The organism is Asaia bogorensis NBRC 16594 (assembly GCF_001547995.1).
Lineage (GTDB): Bacteria > Pseudomonadota > Alphaproteobacteria > Acetobacterales > Acetobacteraceae > Asaia > Asaia bogorensis.
On the sequence record NZ_AP014690.1, the window covers coordinates 1483643 to 1508896 of the forward strand.

The window sequence follows — 25254 nt, forward strand, 5'->3', positions numbered from 1 at the left end:
ATTCAATCTGTTTGCAAAATATTGCCATGCGATTGCCAGCGTGTTGGCCGCGCAAAGCGGGCCTTTCGATACCGAAGGTACGGGATTTATTCTGGAGTCTAACCGATCTTCCTGCGTCTTTTCGTCTATTTTGTTAACCGATCATTTTCGAACTGTGAGGTCTTTAACGCATGAAGTCTGATCAGAGCGGCGTCTCTGTCAATCTGCTTGATGTCGCGCGTGAGGCCGGTGTCTCACGCGCGACGGCCTCTCTCGTGTTGCGCAACAGCCCGCTGGTTGCCGCGGCAACGCGCGAGAAGGTCCAGGCTGCCATGCAGAGCCTTGGCTACATCTACAATCGTGGCGCGGCCAATCTGAGGCAGAACCGCACGGGAACCATCGGTCTTGTCCTGTCGAATATTGCCAACCCATTCTTCAGCACGCTGACGGCAGGCGTGGAGGAGGTAAATGACGCGCAAGAGATCGTGTCATTCATCGCCAATAGCGGTGAGTCGCCGGAACGACAGGCGAAGCAGATCCAGCGCCTGCGCGAACACAACATCGACGGCCTGATCATCTGCCCGGCGATCGGCAGTGATTCCGCATTGATAGCGGAGCTGGACCGGCTAGGCCTGCCCTTTGTTCAGGTATTGCGTGAGGTGCCTGGCGTCCAGCGTGACTACGTGACTGTCGATTATGCTGCCGGGATCGATGCGGCCCTCGCCTATCTCGTCAGCACAGGGCGGAGGCGGGTGGTTTATGTGGGGAATATGGAAACGCATTCCGCAGCTCTGGCGCGCGTGCAGGGATTCCGTGAGGCGGCGGCTCGCCTGGGTCTGTTGGATGTGGCGATCATCGATGGCACGCGTGACAGCCGCTACGATGAGCGCAAGGTTGATGCCCTTCTGGACTCTCCTGGACCGCCAGAAGCTGCCATCTGCTACAATGACATCATGGCGCTCGCGCTGATGAACCAGCTTCGTCGGCGCGGTGTCGTGATGGGCAACCATGTAGGAAGCGGTTTTGCCGTGATCGGCATGGATGATCTTCCCGCGGCATCTGCCTCCTATCCCGCGCTGACCACGATCGCCACAATGCCACGGCTGGTCGGGGCTGCCGCGGCGCGCCTCCTTCAAAAGCGGATGACACGACCTGCACGGCGCGAGGAAAGGCAAGTCATCGTACCGGAGCTGATTTTGCGTGAAAGCGCGTGATCAGCCAAGTCTGATCGTGGCAGCGATTTAACGCCGCATCACAGATCATTGATAGATGTGTCACATTTAGGGTGTGACTTTTGTTTCGAAAAAGCGTTCAACAGTCATTACAGAATTGTAAGTTCCACAAAAGTCTCCTCCATCCCCGCGGTTAAGCCTCCGAGATCGTCTGATAATTTCCTTTTGGATCGATCTAAATGGTTTCGTGGCGGTCGATGGAGTGAAGCAAGGCGGTATGTGATGACTTTATTCCAGCTTACGTCGAGCCTCGTTCAGCGCCCCGGAAATGACCTCCACATTGTGTCTCCTCACAGTGCGGAGAAAGTCTGATGGTGAGTCTGGCTCTTCAGCGAAACAGCGCAACGGTCGCCATGCGTTCTCCTCCAACCGAGGCCAACGACGCGCTGCGCCCCGAGATGTCGGCTCAGGAACTGCGCCGGGCCGCCTGGACCTGCTCGATTGGTAGCGCGATGGAGTACTATGACTTTGCGCTCTATAGCCTCGCCTCTGCCCTGATCTTCGCCCCGCTCTTTTTCCCGAGCAATATTCCCGGCCTCGGTCTGGTAGCGAGCTTCGCCACCTATTTTATCGGTTTTGCGGTGCGTCCTCTAGGCGGGATCTTCTTTGGTCGTCTGGGCGATCGCTACGGTCGCAAGCGCGTATTGCTGCTCACTGTCACGCTGATGGGGCTTGCCAGCGCCTTTATCGGCCTTATCCCGACTTACAAGAGCATCGGCATCATGGCGCCCCTTCTGCTCGTTTTCCTGCGTATGGCGCAGGGCTTCGGCGCGGGCGCGGAGCAGGCCGGGGCTGCCGTCATGATGACCGAGTGTGCCCCGCGCAAGCGTCGTGGCTACTACGCGGCCCTGCCCTTTCTAGGCATCCAGATCGGGACGGTCTCGGCCGGACTCATCTATTATGCCATGCTGACCGGTGTTCCGGATATCACCCAGACCATGCTCTGGCGTGTTCCCTTTGTCGGCAGTGCTGTCCTGCTTCTCATAGCGCTTTACATGCGCATGAGGCTCAAGGAGTCACCGACTTTCGCCAAGATCAAGGAAGATGAGCGTCATGAGGAGACCGGCTCGCTGCGTGAGACGCTGACGACCTCATGGCGGCCGATCCTGGCCGGAATGGGTTTACGTATGGCCGAGAACGGGGGCTCGTCGATCTATCAGGTGCTCGCCATCAGCTATCTCGTGCACACAATCGGCATGAACAGCCAGTGGGGCACCCTGGTCCTGATTGGCGCGGCACTTGTGGGCGGCGTGACCATCCCCGTTGCAGGGTGGCTGAGCGATCGCTTCGGGCGTGTGCGTGTCTATCGTGGCTTTGCGCTGCTTCAGGCCGTCAGCGCCCTGCCCGTCTGGTATGTATTCAGTCAGGGCCACCCTATCCCCTCGGCGATCGCCCTTTCCTTCGCGCTCGGGGTAGCAACCTGGGGAATGTTCGGCACGCAAGGGGCCCTGCTGCCCGAAATGTTCGGGCTGCGCCATCGCTACACGGCTGTCTCGTTCACACGCGAATTCTCTTCCGTCATCGCGGGTGGCGTATCGCCAATGGTCGGGCAATTTCTCATCGCGATGTTCGCAAGGTTTAATATTGGCGGCGTAGGGAGTGGCAAATACGCCTGGATCCCGCTGTCCGTCTATGTCGTCTTTCTGGCTTGCCTTGCCATCCTCGCGACTTTCTATGTGCCCGAAACCAGAGGACGCGATCTGATGGCGCAGGAAGATGCGCTGTGAAGAGCCTCAGATACGCGATCATGGCCTTAGCATGGGCTGTTGTGAGTCCGTGCCTCATCGCACCGCTTATTGTTCACTTTTCTGATCGAACGGGAGTTTCCGCATGATCACGCTCGACCTCGCACCTCCCGGTGAGATCTCCCCTGCCTGCGATACGGATTCAGCTGCTGTGCGTCTGTTGAATGGTCGCCAAACACGCGCCCCGCTGCAGGCGCTGGACGACAGTGAGGTTCCACGGACAGAGGACGACGCCTATCGCATACAGGACGCTGTCGCCGCTGCTCTGATTGCCGATCAGGGCAACATCATAGGCTGGAAAGTTGGCGCGCCCTCGCCCACCGGGCTTCCGTTCGCAGCGCCTTTGCATGAAGCGACCCTCTTTAACGGCGATACGACGCTGGCACCGGGTCTGTGTCGTCATCGCGGGGTGGAAGCGGAAATCGTCTATCGTCTCGGCCGTGACCTGCCATGGCGCGACCGGCCCTGGTCGCTGGGCGAGGTGATTGACGCCATCGACAGTGTCCATACCGCCATCGAGATCATCGACACGCGTTTCGTGCGGCCCGGCTCCCAGCCACGGCTCGTGCATCTGGCTGATCAGGGGAGCCACGGCGCACTTGTAATCGGCCAGGGTGCGAGGGCGTGGCAGCGTCTCAGCCCTGTTTGCGAGACGGTTCGTCTCGCTTTCAGTGATGGTCGTGTGATCGAGCATATCGGGGGCAATTCGGCGGGCGATCCGCGTCGTTTGCTGGTCTGGCTGGCCAATCACGCAATTGGAAGAGGTATCCCACTCATGGCGGGCTGCATGATCACAACGGGCTCGATGACCGACACCATTTTCGTCCCACCGGGCATGACGGCCACGGCAAGAATCGCCCATCTTCCCCCCGTTACGGTCGAGTTGCCCTGACAGATGCGCTGACATCGGCTCACCAGGCACAAATCAACCCGTCAATCGGGTCGGACCCAGACTTTCTTCCAGAGACAGGACATTCCCGTGAAACCTCATATCCTTCTTATCGAGCCCATGATGCCATTTGTGGAAGCCGAGCTTGAGCAGGGCTACGTGCTTCATCGCTGGAATGGTGAGACGCTACCTTCGGGCGTATCGATACGCGGGGTGGTGACCGGCGGCGGTACGGGGCTGCCTCGCAAGCTGATGGACGCGCTGCCTGATCTGGAGATCATCACCATTAACGGTATCGGTACGGATGCGGTTGATCTGGTCGAGGCTGCGCGCCGCAATATCGCCGTGACCGTCACGCGTGATGTGCTGACCGACGATGTGGCCGATCTCGCGATGGCCCTTCTGCTGTCAGCCCTGCGGGACCTGTTGCCCGGCGATGCGCTGGTGCGACAAGGGCTATGGGGTAGCAAGGGATTGCCGCTATCGCGCAAGGTCAGCGGGGCGAAACTCGGCATTGTGGGCATGGGTCAGGTCGGGCAGGCCATCGCGCGGCGGGCGCAGGCCTTCTCCATGCCGGTTTCGTATTTCAGCCGCAGGGACCTCTCCCTGCCGGGGATTCCGTTCGTGGCTGACCTCAAGGCGCTTGCTGAAGCCAGCGACGTTCTGGTTGTTGCGGCCTCAGGCGGGGCGCAGTCCCGCCATCTGATCAGCGAGGATATTATCGAGGCTGTCGGGCCTGAGGGGCTTCTGGTGAACGTGGCGCGTGGCAGCGTGGTCGATGAGGAGGCTCTTGTCAGGGCGCTACAGGACGGGCGGCTTGGCCGCGCCGCGCTCGACGTGTTTGCTGATGAGCCGCATGTGCCGCAGGCGCTCACGACCATGAGTAACGTCGTGCTGCAACCGCACCGCGCCAGCGCCACCATCGAGACGCGTACCGCTATGGGGCGGCTCGTGCTGGATAATCTGGCGGCTCATTTCGCAGGTACCCCGTTACTGACGCCTGTGTTCCCTGCAACAGTTCCTGCGCCCTCGGCGCCTGTAGCGGCGCGCGAGGCCGAACCCGCAACCTAGGCAGCGCCAGACCAGCGCCTGCAACCACGAGGTGAAAAGCCTGCGTGGGGTTGGGCAGCAGGCTGTGTGACCGTGATCTGCGCCCGGTAAGGCGCAGGCAAGGATAGACGCTCATGAAAACGAGTTTCTTGCTAAGGACCGCGCCAGTCGCGCGGTCAATGAACCCGCTCGTCCGTCGCGCGGGGCTCCTCCCGGCGGGTCTGGGGTGCGGCCTCCTATGCCTCGCGCTGACCCAGAATGCCTGGGCGCAGTATCGCGGGCCGATCTCCGAAACCGCGCCGCTTTTTGCCCTTGATACACCGACTTCCTACGCCAATACGGCGTTTACGCCCCCGGTCGAAAGCATGGTTCTGCCGTGGGAGCGGCTGATCAAGCGCCTCAATCGCAAGGGCATTGGCATTGTGGCTGACTATACCAGCGAAAGTGCCATGGTGCTCAATGCCGGTCATGCAGGCGACACGGGCTACGCCCATCAGATCGGCGTTGAGCTTGATCTTGACTGGTCCAGACTTGTGGGCTGGCGAGGGTTCATTACCCATGCGGTCATCGTCAATCGTGCCGGGCATAATCTGGCGTCCGATCTGGGTGAACGCTCGTTGAACGGGTTTCAGGAAATCTATGGCGGCGGCGGCAATGTCGGGGTGCATCTTGTCTATGTCTATGGCACGCAGGATCTGCTGCATAACCGCATGCAGATTGCGCTGGGCAAGATGCCCGTCAATATCGACTTCGCCAATTCGCCCCTGTTCTGCACCTTCATGAACAAATCCAATTGCGGCATCCCGAAATCGCTGACGCGCACAGCCGCGGGCTATGGCACCTATCCGGGCTCGACCTGGGGAACGCGTGTGCGTTACTGGCCGCTGCACGGCATTTATGTCCAGTCGGGGTTATACGGCGTCAATCCGTATCTCAATTCCAACCAGTATGACCGCACGGGTTTCAGGATGGGTACAGAGCTCTATACCGGCGTTTATGTGCCCACAGAGATCGGTCTGATCCCGTCCTTCGGCAAAAGCCAGCTTGTCGGGCATTACAAGTTTGGTGTGGCCTATGATTCCTCGAATTATCGCGATCTCTATTACGACAACAATATGAATGCCGCTGCCGCAACGGGTCAGCCGTATCGCTGGACCAATGGCAAGACGCAGATCTGGCTGCAAGGTGACCAGATGCTGATACGCAATGGCCATGGCCCGTTGCAGGGGCTCTATGCGCTCGCGGGTGCGACGAAAAGCGAGGGCCAGAACAGTGTGTATGACTGGCAGGTCTATGCCGGGATTGTCGATCGCGGGATCATTCCGTCACGTCCGAAAGATACGTTTGGCCTCGAGTGGTCAGAGACCTTCGCCAGTCGCCAGCTTGTGGCGTCACAATGGATACGATACCGGCGCGGACTTTCCCTGCCGGGTTCTGCCACCTACCCGCAAAGCCATCTGATGACGTTCGAGGCGACCTACAGCATTCATGCTTTCCGTGGGCTTTCGATCCAGCCTGACTATCAGCATATCTGGCGCACCAATCTGCAGGCGGACAAACCGCAGGTCGATGCAATCGGCCTCAAGATTCATGCCGTGCTCTGACGGTAAGGTTGTGAGGTGACAGAGGGCAGCAAAGCCGTCACCTTCTGCTTATGATGGACGCGCTTATATTCAGGCTGAAATTCAGGCAGCTCCTGCTTCTGCAGCAGATCAGCCTTGAGCCGTCGCTCAACCGTGCGGCGCGCTCACTCAACCTGTCGCAGCCAACCGCATCGAAACTGTTGCAGGATATGGAAGACGACCTCGGCGCACAGCTCTTTGAGCGGCATTCCCACGGTCTGACTCCGACTGACGCCGGACGGGTTGCGATACGTCACGCCGAAAAAATTCTGGCTGATCTCGGGCGCCTGCGTGAGGATCTCCAGGCCGTCAAACGCGGGCTGACAGGGACTGTCAGTATTGGCGCGATTGGCGCCGCACTCCATGAGATTGTGACCCCGGTTCTGGCGTCAACAACGCGCAGCCACCCCGAGATCAGTCTTACCCTCAGGGTGACCACCAGCGATGATCTCATGCCCCTTTTGCAATCGGGGCGGATCGATATCGCCTTAGGTCGCCCAATGAAGGGCATCGGCCATGATCTCCTTACCATTGAGGAGATATCCGATGAGCCGCTCCTGGTAGTTGCCGGGTGCGACAATATCCTGTTCCAGGCGGAGGCGCTCGACCTTGATGCGCTGATACAGCAGCGATGGATCGTGCAGATGCAGCCCAGCCCGCTCCGTCGTGCCTTCGAGGGAATATTCACGATGGCGCGATTACCCATGCCCCGGCGCCTGACCGAACTTTCCTCCGTTCTCGCGACGATCGACCTGCTCACGCAATCCGACATGGTCTCGGTCCTGCCCCGCTCGCTTTTCAGGATGTTTAAGAACACGGGCATGATTGGCGAATTGCCGGTTTCGCTGCCTGATATCATCGGGCCCTATCACCTCATTCGGATGCGAGACCGTGCCCTGTCACCCGCAGCACAGTTCGTGTGGGAGGCTTTGCGGGAGCGGGCTATCGGAAAAGCCGATAGCGGCATCGGATAACTCTGATCGACAAGACCATCTGCACCGTCTTTGCTTGGCCGTGTCTGGTACCGACTCTCAATGTGCCGGACGCATCGTTGCAAGGAATGTGATCATGTCCGCCCCGGTTGAGAACGCCCCCACCCCCCGATCCACAGCGACAGGCAATAAATCCGAAAACCGCTACAACGCAAAAAACTGGCCGATTGCTGCGGCCATGATCCAGTATCCCGCCATTCTGGCAGATGGCAGTTCGGTGCAGGATCAACCCACCGAGGGTTGGGCCAAGGCGATATCGGAGGTGTCCCGTGCAGGATTCACGGAAATCGACCCGACAGATAGCTGGCTGCGTGTGGCAGACCTGACGCCAGCACGCCGACGCGAGTTTCTGGCGCTCTGCACCAATGCCGGCCTGACGATCCCCGCAATCTCGACATCGCGACGCTCCGTGATTGATCCTGACCCGGCGAAGGCCGATGCCTATCTGGCCTATATCCATCGGGTGATCGATGTGGCGCCGGAGATGGGCGCAAGCGAAATCGCGGTTGGCTTCGCAACAGCGCTGAACGATGCCCAGAAGAAGGCGCTCTGGTTCTGGACCGCTCAGGGTCATCGTGACCCGGAAGATAAGGCTGTCTGGCAAAAGGCGGTTTCACGTATCCGCGAACTTGCCGACCATGCAGCAAGCGTGGGCGTGACACTCTCGCTCGAAATGTATGAGGACACCTATCTCGGAACGGCTGATTCCAGCGTTCGCTTCATTCAGGATGTCGATCACCCTGCCTGCGGGATCAATGCTGATATTGGCAACCTTGTACGGCTGCATCGTCCGGTCGAGCACTGGCACAGCATGATGGTGAAGCTCGCACCCTATCTGCGCTACTGGCATGTGAAGAACTACCTGCGTACCGAAGATGCGACGACCGGGATGATCGTTACCGCGCCAGCGCCGATGGAGCAGGGTGTGATCAGCTACCGGGCCGCCATCGCGATGGCGCTGGAATATGGGTACTCAAGCCCGTTTCTGGTCGAGCATTATGGCGGTGACGGCCTGAGTGTAGCGGCGCGCAACCGCGACTATCTGCGCCAGATCCTGCCGCTCTAGGTTTGGCACAGGAGAACTGGGCCGGTCGGGCGGAATGGTTCCGCGCCGGAGTAGCCAATGATCAGCATTGCTTTTCCCTCAGGAGTATCATGTCCATCGCCTTCGGGGCTCGCGCAGAGCTGAATTGAGCATGGTGCTCCGCCGCCGCTACAACGCGATTTGAGGGAGCACCCCCGGCTGGCTCGCAAGGGCCAATCCTGAACCTGGTCCATCAAACGGAAGTCAGGGTTCAGGGGGGGGGGCATGGAGATATGGTCAGCCCGCAATGCGACTTATCGCCGTCAAGGCCAAGGCGTGCAGGTCCGACACGCGACCGGATAGAAGGAGACGAAGCTCATGCTGCTTGAAGGTAAGGTACTCGCGATTACAGGTGGCGCTTCAGGCATCGGCAAGGCTGCGGCCCTGGAGGCAGCGCGGCAGGGGGCTGACGTCGCCATAACCGATATCGTGGCCCCCGAGACTGTCCGCAGTCTTCTCGATGAGATCGAGGTTACCGGGCGGCGCGCTTTGTACCTGCAGGGCGATGTGGCCGAGCCGGAAACGGCAGTCCGTTTCATGAGCACTATCGAGTCACAACTGGGCGGTCTGGACGTTTTTGTCAGCAATGCTGGGATCTGCCCGTTCCACGCTTTTCTCGACCTTCCGCCAGACGTGTTGAAGAAGACGATCGGCGTTAATCTGCTTGGGGCTTATTTCATGGTGCAGGCGGCGGCCAATCAGATGGTCCGACAGGGGCGCGGTGGGGCGATCATTGCGGTGTCGTCCATCTCGGCTCTGGTTGGAGGGGAATTCCAGACACATTACACGCCCACCAAAGCCGGCGTTCACTCGCTGATGCAGTCAACAGCCATTGCTCTGGGGCCACATAACATTCGCTGCAACTCAGTGTTGCCCGGTACCATCAGGACGCCAATCAATCAGGAGGATCTCGCCGACGAGGGGAAGGCCAGCGCAATGATCGCGCGTATTCCTCTCGGCAGGCTGGGCGAGCCGGAAGATCTGGCGGGGCCAATCGTCTTTCTGGGCTCGTCGCTTGCCAGCTATGTCACGGGTGCCGCCCTGCTGGTCGATGGCGGCTGCTTTGTAAATCTCCAATAGGTTACGGCGGCGTTCCGTCGCCGCAGGGTGTTACAATCGAACGCTGCAAGTCGGGAGCGATTCGCAATTGCCCTGTTGGCGTTTTGGGGGTTGCCGTGGCACATGATGCGCCATGTCCGATGGCACCCCTCTTCATAGCAGTTCGCTCTACCACCTCCTCTCGATTGCCGGTGCGGCGTGGTGGTCCAAGGGACTGGCTGTCATCATCGGCACATTCATCCTCGAGGATGCCACGACCATGATTGCGGCCATGGCGGTGGATGATGGCCGTCTCAGCGTCGCGCTGGCGCTTGTCTCCCTCTATATCGGCGTGGCTGTGGGCGATCTCGGGCTCTATGGCCTGGGTGCTGTGGGCGCCAAATGGCCCCCTGCCCGGCGCTGGCTGACTATGCCGCGTCATGACAAGGGGCGCAGCTGGTTTCACCGCAACGTCGTACGCACCGTCGTGATAAGCCGTTTCATCCCCGGGGCCCGCCTGCCGCTCTATACGGCTTGCGGGTTTTTCCGGGCACCCTTCGGCGCGTTTGCGGCCAGCGCGGTAGTCGCTACATTGATCTGGACCTCGCTCCTTTTCAGCGTGTCGTTGCATGTGGGTGGCTGGATGTCGGTCCATATGGCGAGCTGGCGCTGGTTTGGCATCGCGGGGTTCATACTGACCATCCTTTTCGTCGGGCGCCTGATCGCCCGGTTCCAGACTTTCAGTGACTGAGTGGCAGATGCTTCAGACGACACACGGATTGCCCGACTCTCTCGATCGCGATGACACCGGCATGGACGCAGAGACCACAACCCGACAGGGAGAAACAAAGAAGGAGCCGCATCCACTCTCGTTGTTCGAGTTCTGGCCCGGGTCGATCTTCTATACGCCGATCGTTCTGTACTGGATCGGTCTCGGCCTGCGTTATGGCGATTTCAGCGTACCCAGTGCGGCGAACCCCCTGATCGAAACTGGCGGGCTGTGTGGCGAAAGCAAGAGCGGTATCCTCGATCTGGCCGGTCCGGTCGCTACACGCTGGATCGCGCCCTATGTCACGCAGATGCTGCGCAAGGGACGCCGCAAGGACGATGCGCGTGACTTGGTCGCCGCCATGAGGACGAAGGGCATCGATTTTCCAGCCGTGATCAAGCCGGATATCGGGTGCAACGGAACCGGGGTAAAGCTCGTCCGGAGTGAGGACGCGCTGCTCGGGGTGCTCGATACGTTTCCTTCTAATGTGCGTATCATGGCGCAGGCACTCGCCACCGGGCCTGTCGAGGCTGGACTGTTCTATATCCGTGAGCCGGGCGCTTCCTCAGGGCGCATCACCTCGATTACCTACAAGGAGGCGCCGATCCTTGAGGGAGACGGAGTTGCAACCATACGCGAGCTCATTGCGCGCGATACGCGAACCAATCTGCTGCCCGACATCTATCTGCCGCGCCTCAAGGATCGTCTCGACACGGTTCCCGCCAAGGGGGAACCGGTGCAGCTTGTCTTTACCGGCAACCACTGCAAGGGCTCTATCTTCCGCAACGGTTGTGCCGATGCCACTCCCGCGCTCACACGTCGCCTTGACGAGATTATCGGCGATATCCGCGAATTCCATTTCGGTCGTATCGACGTCAAGGCGGCCTCGATCGAGGCTTTGCGACGCGGTGAGGATTTCGAGATCATCGAACTCAACGGCGTCGGATCCGAGGCCACACATATATGGGATTCACGCACGACGCTGTGGGAGGCGTATCGCGCGCAATTCTATCACTATCGCATGGCGTTTCGTGTCGGGGCGATGAACAGGGCACGAGGCTGGAAAACCTGTGGGGCCTATACGATGCTGCGCTACTGGCGCAAGCAAAGACGCCTTCTCGCACTCTACCCCCTCAACGACTGAGGGTATTCGACAGTATCGGACGCAGATTGATGGCTGTCGTCCCGAGCGCCAGCTTCAGCTAGATAGCGTTTTGCTGAAACCGCCCTGGTTGGCAGGCCGGACGATTTTTGCGGGTGCTATGGATACGTACACAAGCCTGCGCGCGGTGCCTCAGCCCCCCCTGCCCGCCTTGTTGGATCACCCCCATTCAGGGGCGATGCGGCCTACTGGAGGCCGGACCCGAAGATATAGTTGCTGACCTGCTGCTCAAGCGATGTGGGCGCCTGGGTGTTGGTGATGGTACCATCTGAGGGCAAACGCTCACGGGACTTGCCAGGCTCGATGGCCAGAGCATTTTCCGAGGTCATCGTCGGGGCCGCGATCGTCAGGATCGTGTCTGAAGGCAGCGACAGATGGCGGTCGATGGAGAAATCGACCTGCGCCATCTGTGTGGCCGGGTCGAGGCTGATTTTCTGGACCGTGCCGACACGGACGCCTGCCAGCACGACGGCAGCGCCTGCGTCCAGCCCATTGGCAGAAACGAAGTGGGCATGAAGCTTCTGGGTGTCTCCTGACGGGCCATGCCGCTGTGCCACGGCAAAGACAGCAAAGCCTGCCGCGATAGCCAGCACCATTGTGCTGGCCAGAATCGCGCCGCCCCGGTTTTTTGCTGCCATATCTGCGTCACCTGCCTGTTATATCAGCGGAACTCTTCGCCCGAGTTGCGGTGACGGTCAAGCGCGGGCTTGCGATCCGTGCCGCAGTAAGGCAGGAGATGGAAACATTTATTTCATACTGAGCTGACATGACGCTGCTTCAAGCACTGGTTCTGGCCATCGTCCAGGGACTGACCGAACTCTTCCCCGTGAGCAGTCTCGGCCATGCAGTCCTCCTTCCCGCCCTGCTTCACTGGAATCTGGACGAGCGGAGCGAGCTATTCCTACCATTTCTGACGATGCTGCATTTTGGCACGCTGGTTGCGCTTTTCTGCTTCTTCTGGCGTGACTGGCTGGCCATCTTCACCGGTGCAATCGGGCTGCATGGTGCTGCCCGTCGAGAGGAAGCCATCCGTATTCTGGTGCTTCTGGTTGTGGCTACCATACCGGTGGTCATCTTCGGTGCGGCGTTCGAGCACAAGCTGAAGGTCATTTTCGGTACGCCCGCCGCTGTGGCGATCTTCCTGATCCTGAACGGCGTGATCCTGCTCGTTACCGAGTGGATGCGGTCTTACAAGGGGCGTATGCCCCAGCGTGCCATTGCCGATATGTCGGCCCGCGATGCGGTTGTCATCGGGCTATGGCAGTGTCTGGCGCTCTTCCCTGGCATCTCGCGTTCGGGTTCGACCATCAACGCGGGGCTTGTCTGCGGGCTCAATCACGAGACAGCTGCCCGGTTCTCGCTGCTCATGGCGCAGCCTGCGGTTCTGGCGGCGACGGTGCATGAGGCGTGGCAGCTCCGTCATATGAGTGTCAGCCCGGACATGATCCGCATTTCCATCATCGCGGCTATCGCGGCGGGCGTGACGGCGCTCATCAGTACGGCTGTTCTGCTGCGTTATTTCCGCAATCATGAGCGCTGGGCGTTGTCGCCTTTCGCCTTCTATTGCATGGGAGCCGGTGCCGTCTCCCTCGTCGCACTCGTTCTCTTTTGATAACGAAATAATTTCCACTTTGACAGCCGATCCGGCATGATCGGCTTTTCCTCTATGGGCGATTAGTATCATTCCTGACCTGGCCGAACCTCCACCCTCCGCATCGAATTCCGCAAGCCGACGCAAGACGCTCGAACAGGTCACGGCTGATTACGAAACCAACGGGCTCAAGCGCTCGCTGACTGCCACGCAGCTTGTGATGCTCGGTGTCGGCTCCACGATCGGCGCTGGCATCTATGTCATGACCGGCACGGCCGCCGCCGAGTATGCGGGGCCGTCCATTCTTGTCTCGTTCATCATCGCGGCGCTGGCCTGTCTCTTTACGGCTTTCTCCTACGGCGAACTGTCCTCCAGCCTGCCTGTTTCGGGATCGGCCTATTCCTACGCCTATGTGTCGATGGGTGAGAAAGCGGCCTGGACGGTCGGGTGGCTGCTGCTGCTCGAATACGGCATCTCCTGTGCCGCTGTCGCGTCCGGCCTGTCGGGTTACGCCACGAGCCTGCTTTCAAGCTTCAACATGCATGTCCCGGCGGCACTCAGTCAGGCAACCTTCCAGACCGTGCCGGGAAGCGGCGGTATGGCCATCACCTCGGGCTGGCGCTTTGACTTGGTCGCGACGCTGGCCATTGCGGTGGTGACGGCCTGTCTGGTGCGCGGCGTACAGGAATCAGCACGCGTCAACACGGTGATCGTGTTCATCAAGGTTGGGGTGCTTTTCCTGTTTGTCGTATGCGGTCTTTTTGCGCTGCATCCCTCCTATTGGCACCCGTTCATTCCGGAATATCGCGGCGGGTTCCAGTACGGCATCCCCGGCATGTTCCGTGCGGCCTCGATCATCTTCTTTGCCTATGTCGGGTTCGAGGCCGTCTCGACAGCATCGGCCGAGGCGCGCAACCCGCGCCGGGATGTGCCGATCGGGATTATCGGCAGCCTTGTGATCTGCACGATCGTTTACGTGTGTGTGGCGTCCATCCTGATCGGTATTGTGCCCTATCAGCAGCTCAATGTGGCCGATCCGCTCGCAATTGCCGTGCGCGCCATGCATCAGCCGTGGCTTGCCCTGTTCGTCAATCTTGGCGCCACGATCGGGCTTTGCTCGGTCTTGCTGGGGCTGCTTTATGGGCAGACACGCATCTTCTTCGCCATGAGCCGTGACGGGCTGCTCCCCCCGATCTTTGCGTATGTGCACAAGCGCTACCACACGCCTTGGACCGGGACGATTCTGCTGGGTATTCTGGTAGCTCTCGCTACGGCGACATTGCCGATTGACGTGATCAGCGATCTTGTCAGCATCGGGACGGCAGCCGCCTTCGGTATTGTGTGCTTCACGGTCATCTGGCAGCGCAACAAGCACCCCGATATGCCGAGAAGCTTCAGTGTTCCGCTGGGAGGCGTCACCATCAGGGGATGGTGGATTGGCGTCACCCCTACGCTGGGTATCCTGTTCTGCCTCGTGATGATTGCGCCGCTTTTTGCCGATATGGCGCGCGCCCTGATGCACGGCAATCCGGTCCCGGCCCTGCTGCTGATTGCTTATGCCGGGCTCGGATTTGCGACCTACTGGTTCTACTCCCGGCATAACTCCCGCTTTGCCACTGAGGAATCCTCCTCCCCCTGAGGCATGAGGCGTGGGTATCTGCCGAGGGGCCATTCTCCCACTGCTCATGACGTTACCCACAGATTTGGTGGATGCGTTCGTGGGCAAGCTTGTGGATAAGCTGGGCATGGAACGTGAATAAGGGGAGCATGAGAGCCCCCCCTTTCCAGCTTGCTTCAGTTAATCGTACAGGCGGCGGCCTTGTGAGCCACCGTGTTTGACCTTGCGATGTTACTTCACAGAGAGCGACGCAAGCGCCTCACCCACGACGCGGGCGCTGAGCGCCATGGAAATTGCGCCGGCGTCAGGATAGCCTTTGCTGCGCTCGCCATGGGTGCGTGCGCGGCCCAGTCGCGGCAGAAGGTCTTTTGTTGCCTCGGCTGCGGTAGTTGATGCCTTGGCGGCTTCGTTCCAGGCTTTCGAGACATTTTCTCCCTGGCGCAGACCCTGCTCGAAGCGTTCCACTAGGGGGACCAGAGCATCCATAAGGGTCTTGTCACCCGGCTTTGCCTTGCCAAGGGCCGTAATCTTTTCCATTGCGCGACGCAGGCCGGTTGAAAGGCTCTGGGCATCGGGCACGGCAGAGTCATCGAAGGCCGTGCTGAAGGCGAACAGCCCTGCCCCCCACAAGGCGCCCGATGTGCCGCCGGCACGATCCGCCCAGGCATCTGCTGCTGCTGCGAGCACTGTCGCAGGGCCCGCCCCGGCCTCAACAGCGGCCAGCGCGGCCTTGGCCGAGGCAGCTGCCCCACGGGCCATTCCTTGCCCGTGGTCGCCATCGCCCGCATGGGCGTCTATCTGCCCAAGCTCGGCCTCGGCCTCTGTCAGGGCGTGTGAGAGCTTGACCATGATGGAGGCCACACAGCGACCGCCATCACGTCCGGCATCGGTGAGGGATTTCATGTAAACGGCCGGGGCATCTGTCAGCACCGACAGGGCATGATCCTGCACGCGGGTCACCGCGTTGCGGCGGAATGCCGCGCTATCCACCGGGGCACACCAGAAACGCTCAAGCTCTTCATCGAGCCATGTGATGGTCAGTGAGCATCCGGCCATGTCGAGGCTGGTGATGTATTCCCCGGCGATGGGTGCGACCAGAGTATATCCGGCATTTTCAAGATAGGGGATGATCGCTTCCCACAGCACGAAAAGCTCTTCATATTTCGTCCCGCCCAAGCCATTCAGCAGCGCCGTGATGCGCGATCCTGCCTTGGGGGGCGCTTCCTTAAGCAGACGCTCGCACAGGATGGCAGCCAGGGCTTCGGGGCGCATGAGATTCTGCTCATCAATGCCCTGCTCTCCATGAACACCTAGGCCGAGCGCAACCCGACCATGCGGGACATGGAACAGCTTCTCGGTTTCACCGGGCAGGGTGCACCCGTCGAAAGCCACACCGAAAGAACGTGTGCGCTCATTGGCACGCTGGCCCACCGCCTCGACTTCGTCGAGGGAGAGACCTGCCTCGGCCGCAGCCCCCGTGATCTTGAAAACGGGTACGTCGCCTGCCGTGCCACGACGTCTGCTGGCCTCCTCGGCAGGGGCGCTCGCAATGTCGTCTGTCGTGGCGATCATGCGGGCATCGATCCCCTCGGCGCGAAGGCGCTCAGCGGCGATACTGAAGTTCAACACATCGCCGGCGTAATTGCCGTAGCCGAGGATAACGCCGCCACCCAGATTGGCCTGTCGAGCGATGCGCAGGATGGCCTGGGTAGAGGGCGAGGCAAAGACGTCGCCCGCTACAGCAGCATCGGCAAAGCCGGTGCCGACATAGCCGTTGAATGCCGGGAAATGCCCGGACCCGCCGCCAACCACCAAAGCCACCTTGCCCTTGGCGCCGGGCTGACTGCGCAGCACGCCGCCACGGACCGGCTGGACGATGTCGCGATAGAGGCTGGCAAAGCCACGCAGGGCCGATGTCGCGAAATTTTCGGCGTCACCACAGATCTTGGTCATGAAAATATCCTCGATAGGGTCCGCGATGAAGGCAATGGGTGACCCCCGCAGGGGCCCCCTGTCAGGCCTCGCGGTTGAAATAGCGTCTTGCGATTGAGTCGAAGGAAATGGCGGCGACGACGATCCCGCCGCTGACGATCGATTGCCAGTAAGGAGAGATGCCGAACAGCACGATAACGTTCTCGATGATGCCGATGATGACCGCACCCAGAACGGCGCCGAATGGGCTGCCAAGGCCGCCTGTCGTGGCGACACCGCCGATGACGGCCGCTGCGATGGGGGCAAGCACCCAGGTATCGCCAATGGAAGGCTGGGCTGTTCCGAGGCGGGCAACCATCACGATACCTGCCAGTGCGGAAAGGAAGCCTGCCGTTGCAAAAGCGCAGACGCGAATGGCGTCCACCCTGATGCCAAGCATCCGTGCAGCGGCATTATTGCTGCCAATGGCATAGACATAGCGCCCCAGCGGGGTGCGGATCATGACAAAGGAAACGATCGCAAGGCAGACAAGCAGGATCACGAAGGGCACGGGCAGACCGAACATCATGCCACGGCCAAGGAAACCGATATCACTCGGGATTCCGGTGATTGCCACGCCCTTGGTGAGCACCAGATTGGCGCCCCCATAGACACCGGCCATGCCAATGGTCAGCACCAGGGAGTGCAGGCGCAGCCTTGTGATGAGCAGGCCATTGAGCAGCCCGCACCCCGTGCCGAGCGCGAGGCAGAGAATGAGGGAAAGCCACGGGTTGAGGCCTGCCTGAACCATGAGCAGGCCACCCGCCACCCCGGCGAGGCCGCCAATGGCACCAACGGAGAGGTCGAGCTCACCGAGGATCATCAATATGGCCTGACCGATCGTGACGAGCCCCACGAAAGCCAGCGAGCGCGCGATGATCTTCATGTTGAACGCGGTCAGGAAGTGCGATGACAGCGAGCAGGACAGGACAAAGATGACTACCAGCGCCACGATCACGCCGCAGAGCGGGTTGGCCGCCAGAGCCTTGATGCGGGCGCGCGCGCCGGGGGCCGTCACGACCGCCGTGCTGTCGGCCTGAGGAAGCGTTGAAGGTTCATGCGACATGTCTGGTCTCCGGTGAGCCGATGATCGAGGCGACCAGCGTGCTGACATCCGTCTTGTCGTGCTCGAAGGAACCGTTGATACGGCCGGAATAGAGGGTGATGATGCGCGTGGCGCAACGCTGCAATTCGTTCATTTCTGACGAGACCAGAATGATCCCGACGCCCTCTTCCGCAAGGCGTTGCATGATCCGGTAGATCTGGAACTTGGTGCCGATATCGATGCCCTTCGTCGGCTCATCGAATATGAGCAGGCGAGGCTTGCGTGCCATGGCGCGGCCGATGATCGCTTTCTGCTGGTTGCCGCCAGAGAGAAACATGATCTTCTTCGCCGCCGACGAGGTGCGGACATCGAAACGCTGAATGATCTCGCTGACGATCTCTTTTTCCCGCCTGGGAGAGATCAGCCCGCCCGTGGAGATGTCATCGGTAACGGCCAGCGCGATATTTTCGCGCACGCTGAGCATCGGGAAGATACCGTGATGCTTGCGCTCTTCAGAGAGGTAGATCATCCCTGCCTTGACGGCTTTGTCCGGCCTGTTGGGGGCGATGACCTTTCCATCGAGCATCACCTGGCCGCTCCGGACTTTGCGGAAACCGAACATGGCCTGCATGATTTCGGAACGGCCTGCGCCAACCAGACCCGCAAAGCCGAGGATTTCGCCTCTCTTCAATTCAAAGGAGATATCCTCGAACCCAGGCCCGCACAGATTATCTACCTTGAGGATCGTCTCGCCCGTGCGAGAGGCCGGATCGGACTGGAATTGTTCGTCCAGCTTGACCGTACTGCCCGACATCAGGCGGATCAGTTCGTTTTCGGTCATGCCCTCCATAGGGAAGCTGCCAACGCTGCGACCATTGCGCAGCACGGTGACCGTATCGCCCAGCGCGAAGATTTCCTCCATCTTGTGGGAGACGAACACGATGGCCACGCCCCGGTTGCGCAGATCACATACGATGCGGAAAAGCTGTTCTGTCTCCCGGGCTGTCAGCGATGAGGTCGGCTCATCGAGGATCATGACCCCGAAATCTTCCTGGGTTGCCGCGCGGGCAATCTGCAGAAGCTGCTGATCGGGCACGCTGATTTCGGCAACCTTCTGATCGGGCCGCGCGTGGATACCGAAACGCGCGATATACTCGGCGGCCTTGGCTTCCATGGCCTTTTCGGAAACGGTGACCGTGCCGAAGCCCGAGCGGGCAAACGGCATGAACATGTTTTCCGCGACGGTCAGGTAGGGGAAGAGATTGAGTTCTTGGGGAACGTAGGCCACCCGTCGAAACAGCTTGTGATCGTGAAGGGCATCGGCATCATCGATCACCAATGTCCCCTCATCGGGTCTGACCAGACCGGAAAGAGTTTTGATGAGGGTAGATTTGCCCGCCCCGTTTTCCCCGGCAAGGATATGCACCTTGCCGGGTTCCAGGGTCAGGTCGATATGGTCAAGCGCTACGACACCCGGATAGGTCTTTCGTATGCCTGTTGCCTTGAGAAGGACCATGGCCCTGCTCCCATCGCTTACTTGGTGAGAGTCGCTTTGGTGATGATGTCGATACCGGTATCGATGTTCTTGGGCGTCTGCTGGCCCATCGCCTTCTGCCAGGCGGCGATTACGGCCCAGTAGCCCTGCATTTCAGGGCGGCTCGAGGCCGAGGAATCCACCACACCGTCCTTGATGAGCTGGAGCATGTCACTCAGGTTATCGAGCCCGACTTCCTGAACCTTGCCCACCTTGTCACTCTCGCGGATGGCCTGGCCGATACCCACGGGGCCGGCCGCATCACAGGCTACCCAGCCGCCGAGATTGGGGTGGGCCTGCATGATGGCCGAAGCCTGCTTTTGAGCCGTCTCGATGCTGTCATTGTCGATGCCTGTGGCAACAACCTTGATGTCGGGATATTTGGCAAACACCTTGAGTTCACAACGGGCGCGCAATGCATGATTGGGGGCGGTTGGCACACCCATCATGATGGCGACCTCGCCCTTGTGATCGATCAGCTTGGCAAGCCGTTCGGCTGCCAGAGTGCCCTGCTCGCAGAAATCCGCCCCGACTGCCGTGATATCCATGCCTTCGGGAGGGAGGGAGTCGAACACCGTCATCGGGATCTTCTCGTCAACCGCTTCCTGCATGGTCGAGCGATTGCCCTTCTCATCGAGCAGATCGAGGATCAGACCATCGGGATGTGTCGCAATGGCCCGTTCGATGATGTCGTTCTGGGTCGAGACATCGGCCGTCTGCGGTGCACGATATTCCACCGTGATGGTGCGACCGGTTGCCTTGCTGAGCAGTTGGGCAGCCGATTGGGCACCATTATTGGCCTTGTCGAACCAGGGATGCACGGCTTTCGGTATCATGACGAAACGCATCGGCCCGTTCTCCGGGGCCGCATGAGCGGCCAACGGAGCGAGAAGGAGGGATGCGGTAGCGAGCAGGACTTTTTTCATGAAATCAGACCTTATGTGGTCGTGTTAATCCATTACTTGCAGGCGTTTGGCGAATACTTCTTGTCGAGAGCGTCGATGCCATCGACGTTCTTCTTGGAAGCGCTTGCCGGGTCGAATTCTTTCGCTAGGAAGGAATCGACAATCGTCTTGGCCAGTTCGGCCCCGACGACGCGTGAGCCCAATGTGATGATGTGGGCATTATTCGACAGGGCGGCGCGCTCGGCCGAATACGCATCGTGAGCCTGAGCGGCGCGGATACCAGGGATCTTGTTGGCCGAAATCGCGACCCCGATACCGGTGCCGCAGCACAGGATGCCGCGCTCATATTCGCCGGAAAGAATGGCGTGACCCACGCGCTCGCTCAGTTCGGAATAAAGCTCGCTTTTCGCATCGACGGGGCGCGAGAGATCGACCGCATCGACACCCTTGGCCTTGAGATGCGCCACGATCTGCTGGGCCAGACCTTCACCGGCGCTGTCGCCACCAACTGCAATTTTCATGATCGTTTTCCTTGATCGTGTTTCAGGGGGATGGAGAATGCGAGGTGGGCGCTGCGTCATCCAGATGGGCGACATGCAGGTTGATGCCAGCATCAAGCATTCGGTTCTTCTGGCTTTCGGACACACCTGAATCGGTGATCACGACATCAAAGTCAGAAAGGCTGGCCAGACGGTTCAATGCGGTCACATCGAATTTCTGGCTGTCGATCATCAGGATGCGACGATCGACAATTCCCATGAGGGCCATCTTGCACTTGACGATCTCCTGCTCCTGATGGAACGCGCCGAGATCGCGCACGGCAGAGACGGACATGAAGAGCGTATTGGCCCTGAGTGATTTGGTTCCCTGCTCGCACAGGATGCCGAGAAAGGCATCGAAGCGGGGGTGATATTTGCCGCCCAGCGATATCAGGCTGATATCGCGTGCGCCTGCAATCTGCGTGGCAATTCCCATGCTGTTTGTCAGCACAGTGAGCGGCATGCCCGAGGGCAGGTTTTCAGACAGGATGCGCGAGGTGGTGGAATCATCGAGTGCGATGATATCGCCAGCCTTGATAAATCCTGCTGCGAGGCGGGCAATGGCCTGTTTTTCACGCGAGGCACGGCGCATGCGATGGACGACGCTTGTTTCCATCACGCCGCTGGCTAGCATGGTCACACCGCCATGCACCTTGCGCACCAGCCCCTGCTCGGACAGGGCATGGAGGTCGCGATGGATGGTCATGCGGCTGGTCGAGAAACGGTCCACCAGTTCCTCGATCTGCGCACCCCCGTTTTCGAGCACGTAGTCCAGAATCTCGCGTCGTCTGGCCGAGACGGCCTTGCTCTCGACCCCGGTCGCGCCGCTCATGACGCAACAGACCTGATGATGGCCTCGAGCCCCGAGGGATCCCAGGCCGAGCGACCGATGAAGACACCATCCACATCGCTCAGTGCCGTGTAACGGGCGGCGTTGTCGAGCGAGACACTCCCGCCATAGAGAAGGGGCACACGCCGCGCCTGCTCTTCTCCAACGAGTTCGATCAGCACATGACGCAGGCGCTTATGGGCAATGTCGACAAATTCCGGCTCGGCCGCCCTGCCCTTCGCGCCGATTGCCCAGACTGGCTCATAGGCAAGAAGCACCGTAGTGATTTCATCCGTTGTCAGACCGTGAAGCGCCATCTTGGTCTGGCGTGCCAGGGTTTCGTGCGTCACGTTGAACTCATATTCCTCGGCGCTGTCGCCGATGCAGATGAGCGGCCGCAGGCCGTGACGGATGGCAGCGCGCACCTTTAGGTTGACCGTGATATCGGTCTCGCCGAAATGCTCCCGTCGTTCGGAATGGCCAAGCTCAATCAGGTCTGCCCCACACTCGCGCACCATGCGAGGGGAGATTTCACCCGTCCAGGCGCCCTCTTCCTCCCAGTGCATGTTCTGCGCACCGACATGCCAGGCCGTGTTTTCGAGACGGGCAGCGACGGTTTCGAGTGAGGTGAACGGGGGAATGACGAAGGGGGTGATCGTGTCAGGCACCGCCATGTCGGCAATCCGAGCGGCCGCGTCGCGGGCAGCCCCTGGCCCCTTGTTCATCTTCCAGCTTGTTCCGACCCAGAGCGACTTTTGGGGCATTGCTTCCTCTTTCTGCACAGCGCGACGGCCGGTTCGTAACGTCTTAATGTTACTCTATGGGAGGCTTTAACATTTTTATAGAGAAAATATCACTATGATCGTTCACATTGATATGAACGGATTGACTGAAAAGGCAGATTTCTGGAGTATATTGTATTGTTTCAGCGGTTTGACGATTTATGCCTGATGTTATCTTGAAAGCCGTAATTCTGTGATCTCACAATCGTCACGGACACAAAGACGCGGTGTCATCCCTCGTTCCGCGAGGCCCTGATGGTAGAATTCCACGGCCTGAGCGGGCGTTAGAACACCATCGGTCACGCTTCTCATCATGCCGAGCATCAGTACCGGGTCTTCGGCGTGCAGGATCTTGCGACCAAAAAGCGCGGCCCTCGCCCCCGCCTGCTGCGCCTGACCAAGCAACTCCAGGCAGTCGCGTGTGGTGCCGCTTCCGCCCCCCATGATGCCAATCACCATACGTGGGTCGAAGCGGCATAGGGACGACAGGCTCTCCGTCGTGTTGAACGGAATTTTCAGCAGATGCGGCATTTCATCGCGACGCATTCCTGCCAGACAGCGTGTGATCATATCGTTGAGGAAATCGCCGAAATCGCCGGGATCGATATCCGTCTGGTTGGGATTGAAGACCTCCAGAAAATACTCGAAACCTGTTTCGCGTGCTTCCCTACGAAAGGCCCTGAACTGGTCCAGAACCATGACATCGTGGCTGGCCTCGCCGTTGAAAGTCAGCGAATACAGGCCGAAATGGCAGAGCGCCTGATCGAGCGTAGCGGTTCTGAAAGGCAGCGATTTCTGGCTTTCATAGGTGCCGGCGCGGATGCGCCAGAGGTCCGAACTGTCATTGGCGCGCACGGCAAGCTGTATGTCGCGCAGCGTTGTGAGGTGCGACGCCAGAAGATCCTCATGGGTGGATACTGATACCAGAACCATGTCCACCAGGTCATGCGACACGACATTATGGATGTCCGCGAGAAACTCGGCCTTGGTCATCATCCCCTGACCGGGGCGGCAGAAGGCCGACATGCCGCCGGCCATATCCGCGTCACGTGCATCGACCAGAATGAAGTCGTCGCGTGTGTCACATTGGGCCCTCATACGGGCAAGCTTCTGGCGGAACCGGTTCATGAATATCCTCTCAAGCCGCGCATTCTTCCTCAGGCAGCCTGTGCGACGGCGCTGTTATCGGTCACCCCATGCTGTTCGCGCGCAATATGCCAGCATGTTTCAGCCTGGGTGCTGCGTTCAGCCTCCGACCAGCCAAGCGGGGTTGCGATGAGCGTGCATATCTCGTCGATGACAGCGCGATTGAGCGCACCGCGCAGGGCAATTGGCGTGCGTCGGTAAACAATATCGTTGACGCTGCGCACGAGTTCTTCGTCTGCCACATAGAGAATTTCGTTGCGTGTGTATTCGGGAAGGCTCGCGAGCGGCGCATCGGGCGCTCGCGCGCAATATTCCGCCACCCGTTCCGCTATAGTGCCATAGCGCTCGAACAGCAGCGCTGCACGGGCCTCGGTCAGGCCATGTCTGCTGGCAAGCTGACGCAGATAGGCTGCTTTCTTGCGCGAGGACGGATAATTCGTCCCCCCTCCGATCGGACGCTGACGGGAAGAGCAGACTCTCTTTTTGTGCAGCATGCAGAGTGTCTTGTCGGCCACTTCTTCCGCCAGTCCACGGAATGTGGTCCATTTTCCGCCAACCAGCGACAGAACAGGGGTGATGCCCGCGTAATCCGTGTGGATGATGTGATCGCGGCTGATTGCACCAGGATCATCAGCATTACTGGCGGGGAGCGGTCTGACCCCGCAATAGCGATAGATCACATCGCTCTCACCGATGGTGAACCCGGGGAACAGTTCGGACAGCATGCGCAGCATGTAGGCTTGCTCGTCCTGTGAGCACTGCGCCGTATCGGGATCCTTTACAGGGATGTCAGTCGATCCGACCAGAATGTGCCCGAGGAAGGGATAAGCCAGGCAGATACGCCCGTCGGCCGTGCCGAAATAGACCATTTGCCCGTTGAGCTCGCGCAGCAGGCCCTCGTGACGGATGACGAGGTGGGACCCCTTGGTGCCACCGATATAGCGCGTCGTAAGCCCCAGCGCGGCATTGACGCTGTCGATCCACGCGCCGCCCGCATTTACGATGAGGTCGGTTCGTACCTGCTCCTTGCTGCCGGTCAGGCGGTCACGCAAGGTCAGGGTGCCCTCACTGAATGCCTCAACCTCGCTATAGGTCTTGATGGCGCAGCCGAGATTCAGTTTGAGCGCGTCTTCCACACATTCAAACCCGAGCCGCTCAGGCTGGGAAATGGCTGCATCGTAATAGCGCCCGGTCGCGATGACCTTGCGGGTCATATGCGGCCAGTTCTGCCGGACTTTCTTGCCAAGCGTGAGCGAATGGCGGGGCATCACCCTGGCCCGTCGCCCAAGGAAATCATAGATCTGCATACCGATCTCGGTAATCAGGACCCCGCGATCCGCAAGCTTGCTCTTGAGGCGGAAAAACCGCTTGATTGAAGGGACAATGCCGCCAAACCATGAGTGGATCGGGATCACCGTTGGCAACGCCGTGACCAGATGCGGGGCATTGCGAAGCAGCAGGTTTCTCTCGAGCGTGGACTGCGCCACGAGACGAAATTCCCCTGTCTCGAGATATTTGATTCCACCGTGAATGAGGCGCGAAGGAGCCGCAGAGGCTCCCGCACAGATATCCTCGCGTTCGATGAGCAGGACATTAACGCCCTGCAGGGCCAGTTCACGAAAGAGGCCGACCCCGTTTATGCCAGCACCGATGATCGTCACATCGAAATGGGCTGAGTCGAGATGTTCGGCAGAATGGGTCATGGGGTGTTCGGGTCCAGTATTGTCTTGAG

The 25254-nt window shown here is 59.8% G+C and carries 22 protein-coding genes; 12 read left to right on the plus strand and 10 right to left on the minus strand.

Annotation, left to right across the window (positions count from 1 at the left end):
• Positions 1–170: 170 nt before the first annotated feature.
• The 10 genes from Asbog_RS06570 to Asbog_RS06615 all read left to right on the plus strand — a co-directional run bounded on the left by Asbog_RS06570 (position 171) and on the right by Asbog_RS06615 (position 11544).
• Positions 171–1193 carry a LacI family DNA-binding transcriptional regulator gene (locus Asbog_RS06570; RefSeq protein WP_062164519.1) on the plus strand — a complete coding sequence of 341 codons (1023 nt, stop codon included), beginning with the start codon at positions 171–173 and terminating at the stop codon, positions 1191–1193.
• A 329-nt stretch (positions 1194–1522) separates the two neighbouring features.
• Entirely contained in the window at positions 1523–2938 is a 1416-nt protein-coding gene (locus Asbog_RS06575) for an MFS transporter (RefSeq protein ID WP_083510750.1), read from the plus strand.
• A 103-nt stretch (positions 2939–3041) separates the two neighbouring features.
• On the plus strand, positions 3042–3848 hold the full coding sequence (locus Asbog_RS06580; RefSeq protein ID WP_231944673.1) for a 2-keto-4-pentenoate hydratase: 807 nt from the start codon (positions 3042–3044) through the stop codon (positions 3846–3848).
• 87 nt (positions 3849–3935) lie between these two features.
• Positions 3936–4916, plus strand: a complete 981-nt coding sequence (locus tag Asbog_RS06585) for a 2-hydroxyacid dehydrogenase (RefSeq protein ID WP_083510751.1) — start codon at positions 3936–3938, stop codon at positions 4914–4916.
• 113 nt (positions 4917–5029) lie between these two features.
• On the plus strand, positions 5030–6499 hold the full coding sequence (locus Asbog_RS06590) for a carbohydrate porin (protein WP_231944674.1): 1470 nt from the start codon (positions 5030–5032) through the stop codon (positions 6497–6499).
• Between the two features lie 50 nt (positions 6500–6549).
• Complete coding sequence (locus tag Asbog_RS06595; RefSeq protein WP_062164520.1) at positions 6550–7491, plus strand: LysR family transcriptional regulator; 942 nt, start codon at positions 6550–6552, stop codon at positions 7489–7491.
• 94 nt (positions 7492–7585) lie between these two features.
• On the plus strand, positions 7586–8575 hold the full coding sequence (locus Asbog_RS06600) for a sugar phosphate isomerase/epimerase family protein (RefSeq protein ID WP_062164521.1): 990 nt from the start codon (positions 7586–7588) through the stop codon (positions 8573–8575).
• Positions 8576–8911: 336 nt separating this feature from the next.
• Positions 8912–9673, plus strand: a complete 762-nt coding sequence (locus tag Asbog_RS06605) for an SDR family NAD(P)-dependent oxidoreductase (protein WP_062164522.1) — start codon at positions 8912–8914, stop codon at positions 9671–9673.
• 112 nt (positions 9674–9785) lie between these two features.
• The gene (locus tag Asbog_RS06610; protein WP_062164523.1) at positions 9786–10382 is read left to right on the plus strand and encodes a DedA family protein; all 597 of its coding nucleotides are present in this window, start codon (positions 9786–9788) and stop codon (positions 10380–10382) included.
• Positions 10383–10443: 61 nt separating this feature from the next.
• A complete protein-coding gene (locus Asbog_RS06615; RefSeq protein WP_062165758.1) occupies positions 10444–11544 on the plus strand; it encodes a hypothetical protein in 1101 nt (366 codons plus the stop codon).
• A 203-nt stretch (positions 11545–11747) separates the two neighbouring features.
• Here the strand turns inward: Asbog_RS06615 and Asbog_RS06620 are convergent, their stop codons facing one another.
• On the minus strand, positions 11748–12200 hold the full coding sequence (locus Asbog_RS06620) for an MlaD family protein (RefSeq protein WP_062164524.1): 453 nt from the start codon (positions 12198–12200) through the stop codon (positions 11748–11750).
• A 128-nt stretch (positions 12201–12328) separates the two neighbouring features.
• On the opposite strand from Asbog_RS06620, the gene Asbog_RS06625 reads away from it, so the two are divergent.
• Positions 12329–13174, plus strand: a complete 846-nt coding sequence (locus Asbog_RS06625; RefSeq protein ID WP_062164525.1) for an undecaprenyl-diphosphate phosphatase — start codon at positions 12329–12331, stop codon at positions 13172–13174.
• Between the two features lie 199 nt (positions 13175–13373).
• Positions 13374–14792, plus strand: a complete 1419-nt coding sequence (locus Asbog_RS06630) for an amino acid permease (RefSeq protein WP_146926566.1) — start codon at positions 13374–13376, stop codon at positions 14790–14792.
• Positions 14793–15002: 210 nt separating this feature from the next.
• Here the strand turns inward: Asbog_RS06630 and Asbog_RS06635 are convergent, their stop codons facing one another.
• From Asbog_RS06635 to Asbog_RS06675, 9 genes are all read right to left on the minus strand, one after another.
• Positions 15003–16724 (minus strand): dihydroxyacetone kinase family protein, encoded by a 1722-nt coding sequence (locus tag Asbog_RS06635; protein ID WP_062164527.1) that lies wholly within the window; start codon positions 16722–16724, stop codon positions 15003–15005.
• 61 nt (positions 16725–16785) lie between these two features.
• On the minus strand, positions 16786–17808 hold the full coding sequence (locus tag Asbog_RS06640; RefSeq protein ID WP_062164528.1) for an ABC transporter permease: 1023 nt from the start codon (positions 17806–17808) through the stop codon (positions 16786–16788).
• A complete protein-coding gene (locus Asbog_RS06645; RefSeq protein WP_062164529.1) occupies positions 17798–19303 on the minus strand; it encodes a sugar ABC transporter ATP-binding protein in 1506 nt (501 codons plus the stop codon). Before Asbog_RS06645 ends, Asbog_RS06640 begins: the two co-directional genes overlap by 11 nt.
• Before the next feature lie 17 nt (positions 19304–19320).
• A complete protein-coding gene (locus Asbog_RS06650) occupies positions 19321–20247 on the minus strand; it encodes a substrate-binding domain-containing protein (RefSeq protein WP_062164530.1) in 927 nt (308 codons plus the stop codon).
• Positions 20248–20279: 32 nt separating this feature from the next.
• Positions 20280–20747 carry an RpiB/LacA/LacB family sugar-phosphate isomerase gene (locus Asbog_RS06655; protein WP_023977267.1) on the minus strand — a complete coding sequence of 156 codons (468 nt, stop codon included), beginning with the start codon at positions 20745–20747 and terminating at the stop codon, positions 20280–20282.
• Positions 20748–20769: 22 nt separating this feature from the next.
• Complete coding sequence (locus Asbog_RS06660) at positions 20770–21597, minus strand: DeoR/GlpR family DNA-binding transcription regulator (RefSeq protein WP_062164531.1); 828 nt, start codon at positions 21595–21597, stop codon at positions 20770–20772.
• A complete protein-coding gene (locus tag Asbog_RS06665; protein WP_062164532.1) occupies positions 21594–22358 on the minus strand; it encodes a triose-phosphate isomerase in 765 nt (254 codons plus the stop codon). Before Asbog_RS06665 ends, Asbog_RS06660 begins: the two co-directional genes overlap by 4 nt.
• A 189-nt stretch (positions 22359–22547) precedes the next feature.
• On the minus strand, positions 22548–23504 hold the full coding sequence (locus tag Asbog_RS06670; protein ID WP_062164533.1) for a hypothetical protein: 957 nt from the start codon (positions 23502–23504) through the stop codon (positions 22548–22550).
• 29 nt (positions 23505–23533) lie between these two features.
• The gene (locus Asbog_RS06675) at positions 23534–25225 is read right to left on the minus strand and encodes a glycerol-3-phosphate dehydrogenase/oxidase (protein WP_062164534.1); all 1692 of its coding nucleotides are present in this window, start codon (positions 25223–25225) and stop codon (positions 23534–23536) included.
• Positions 25226–25254 lie beyond the last annotated feature (29 nt).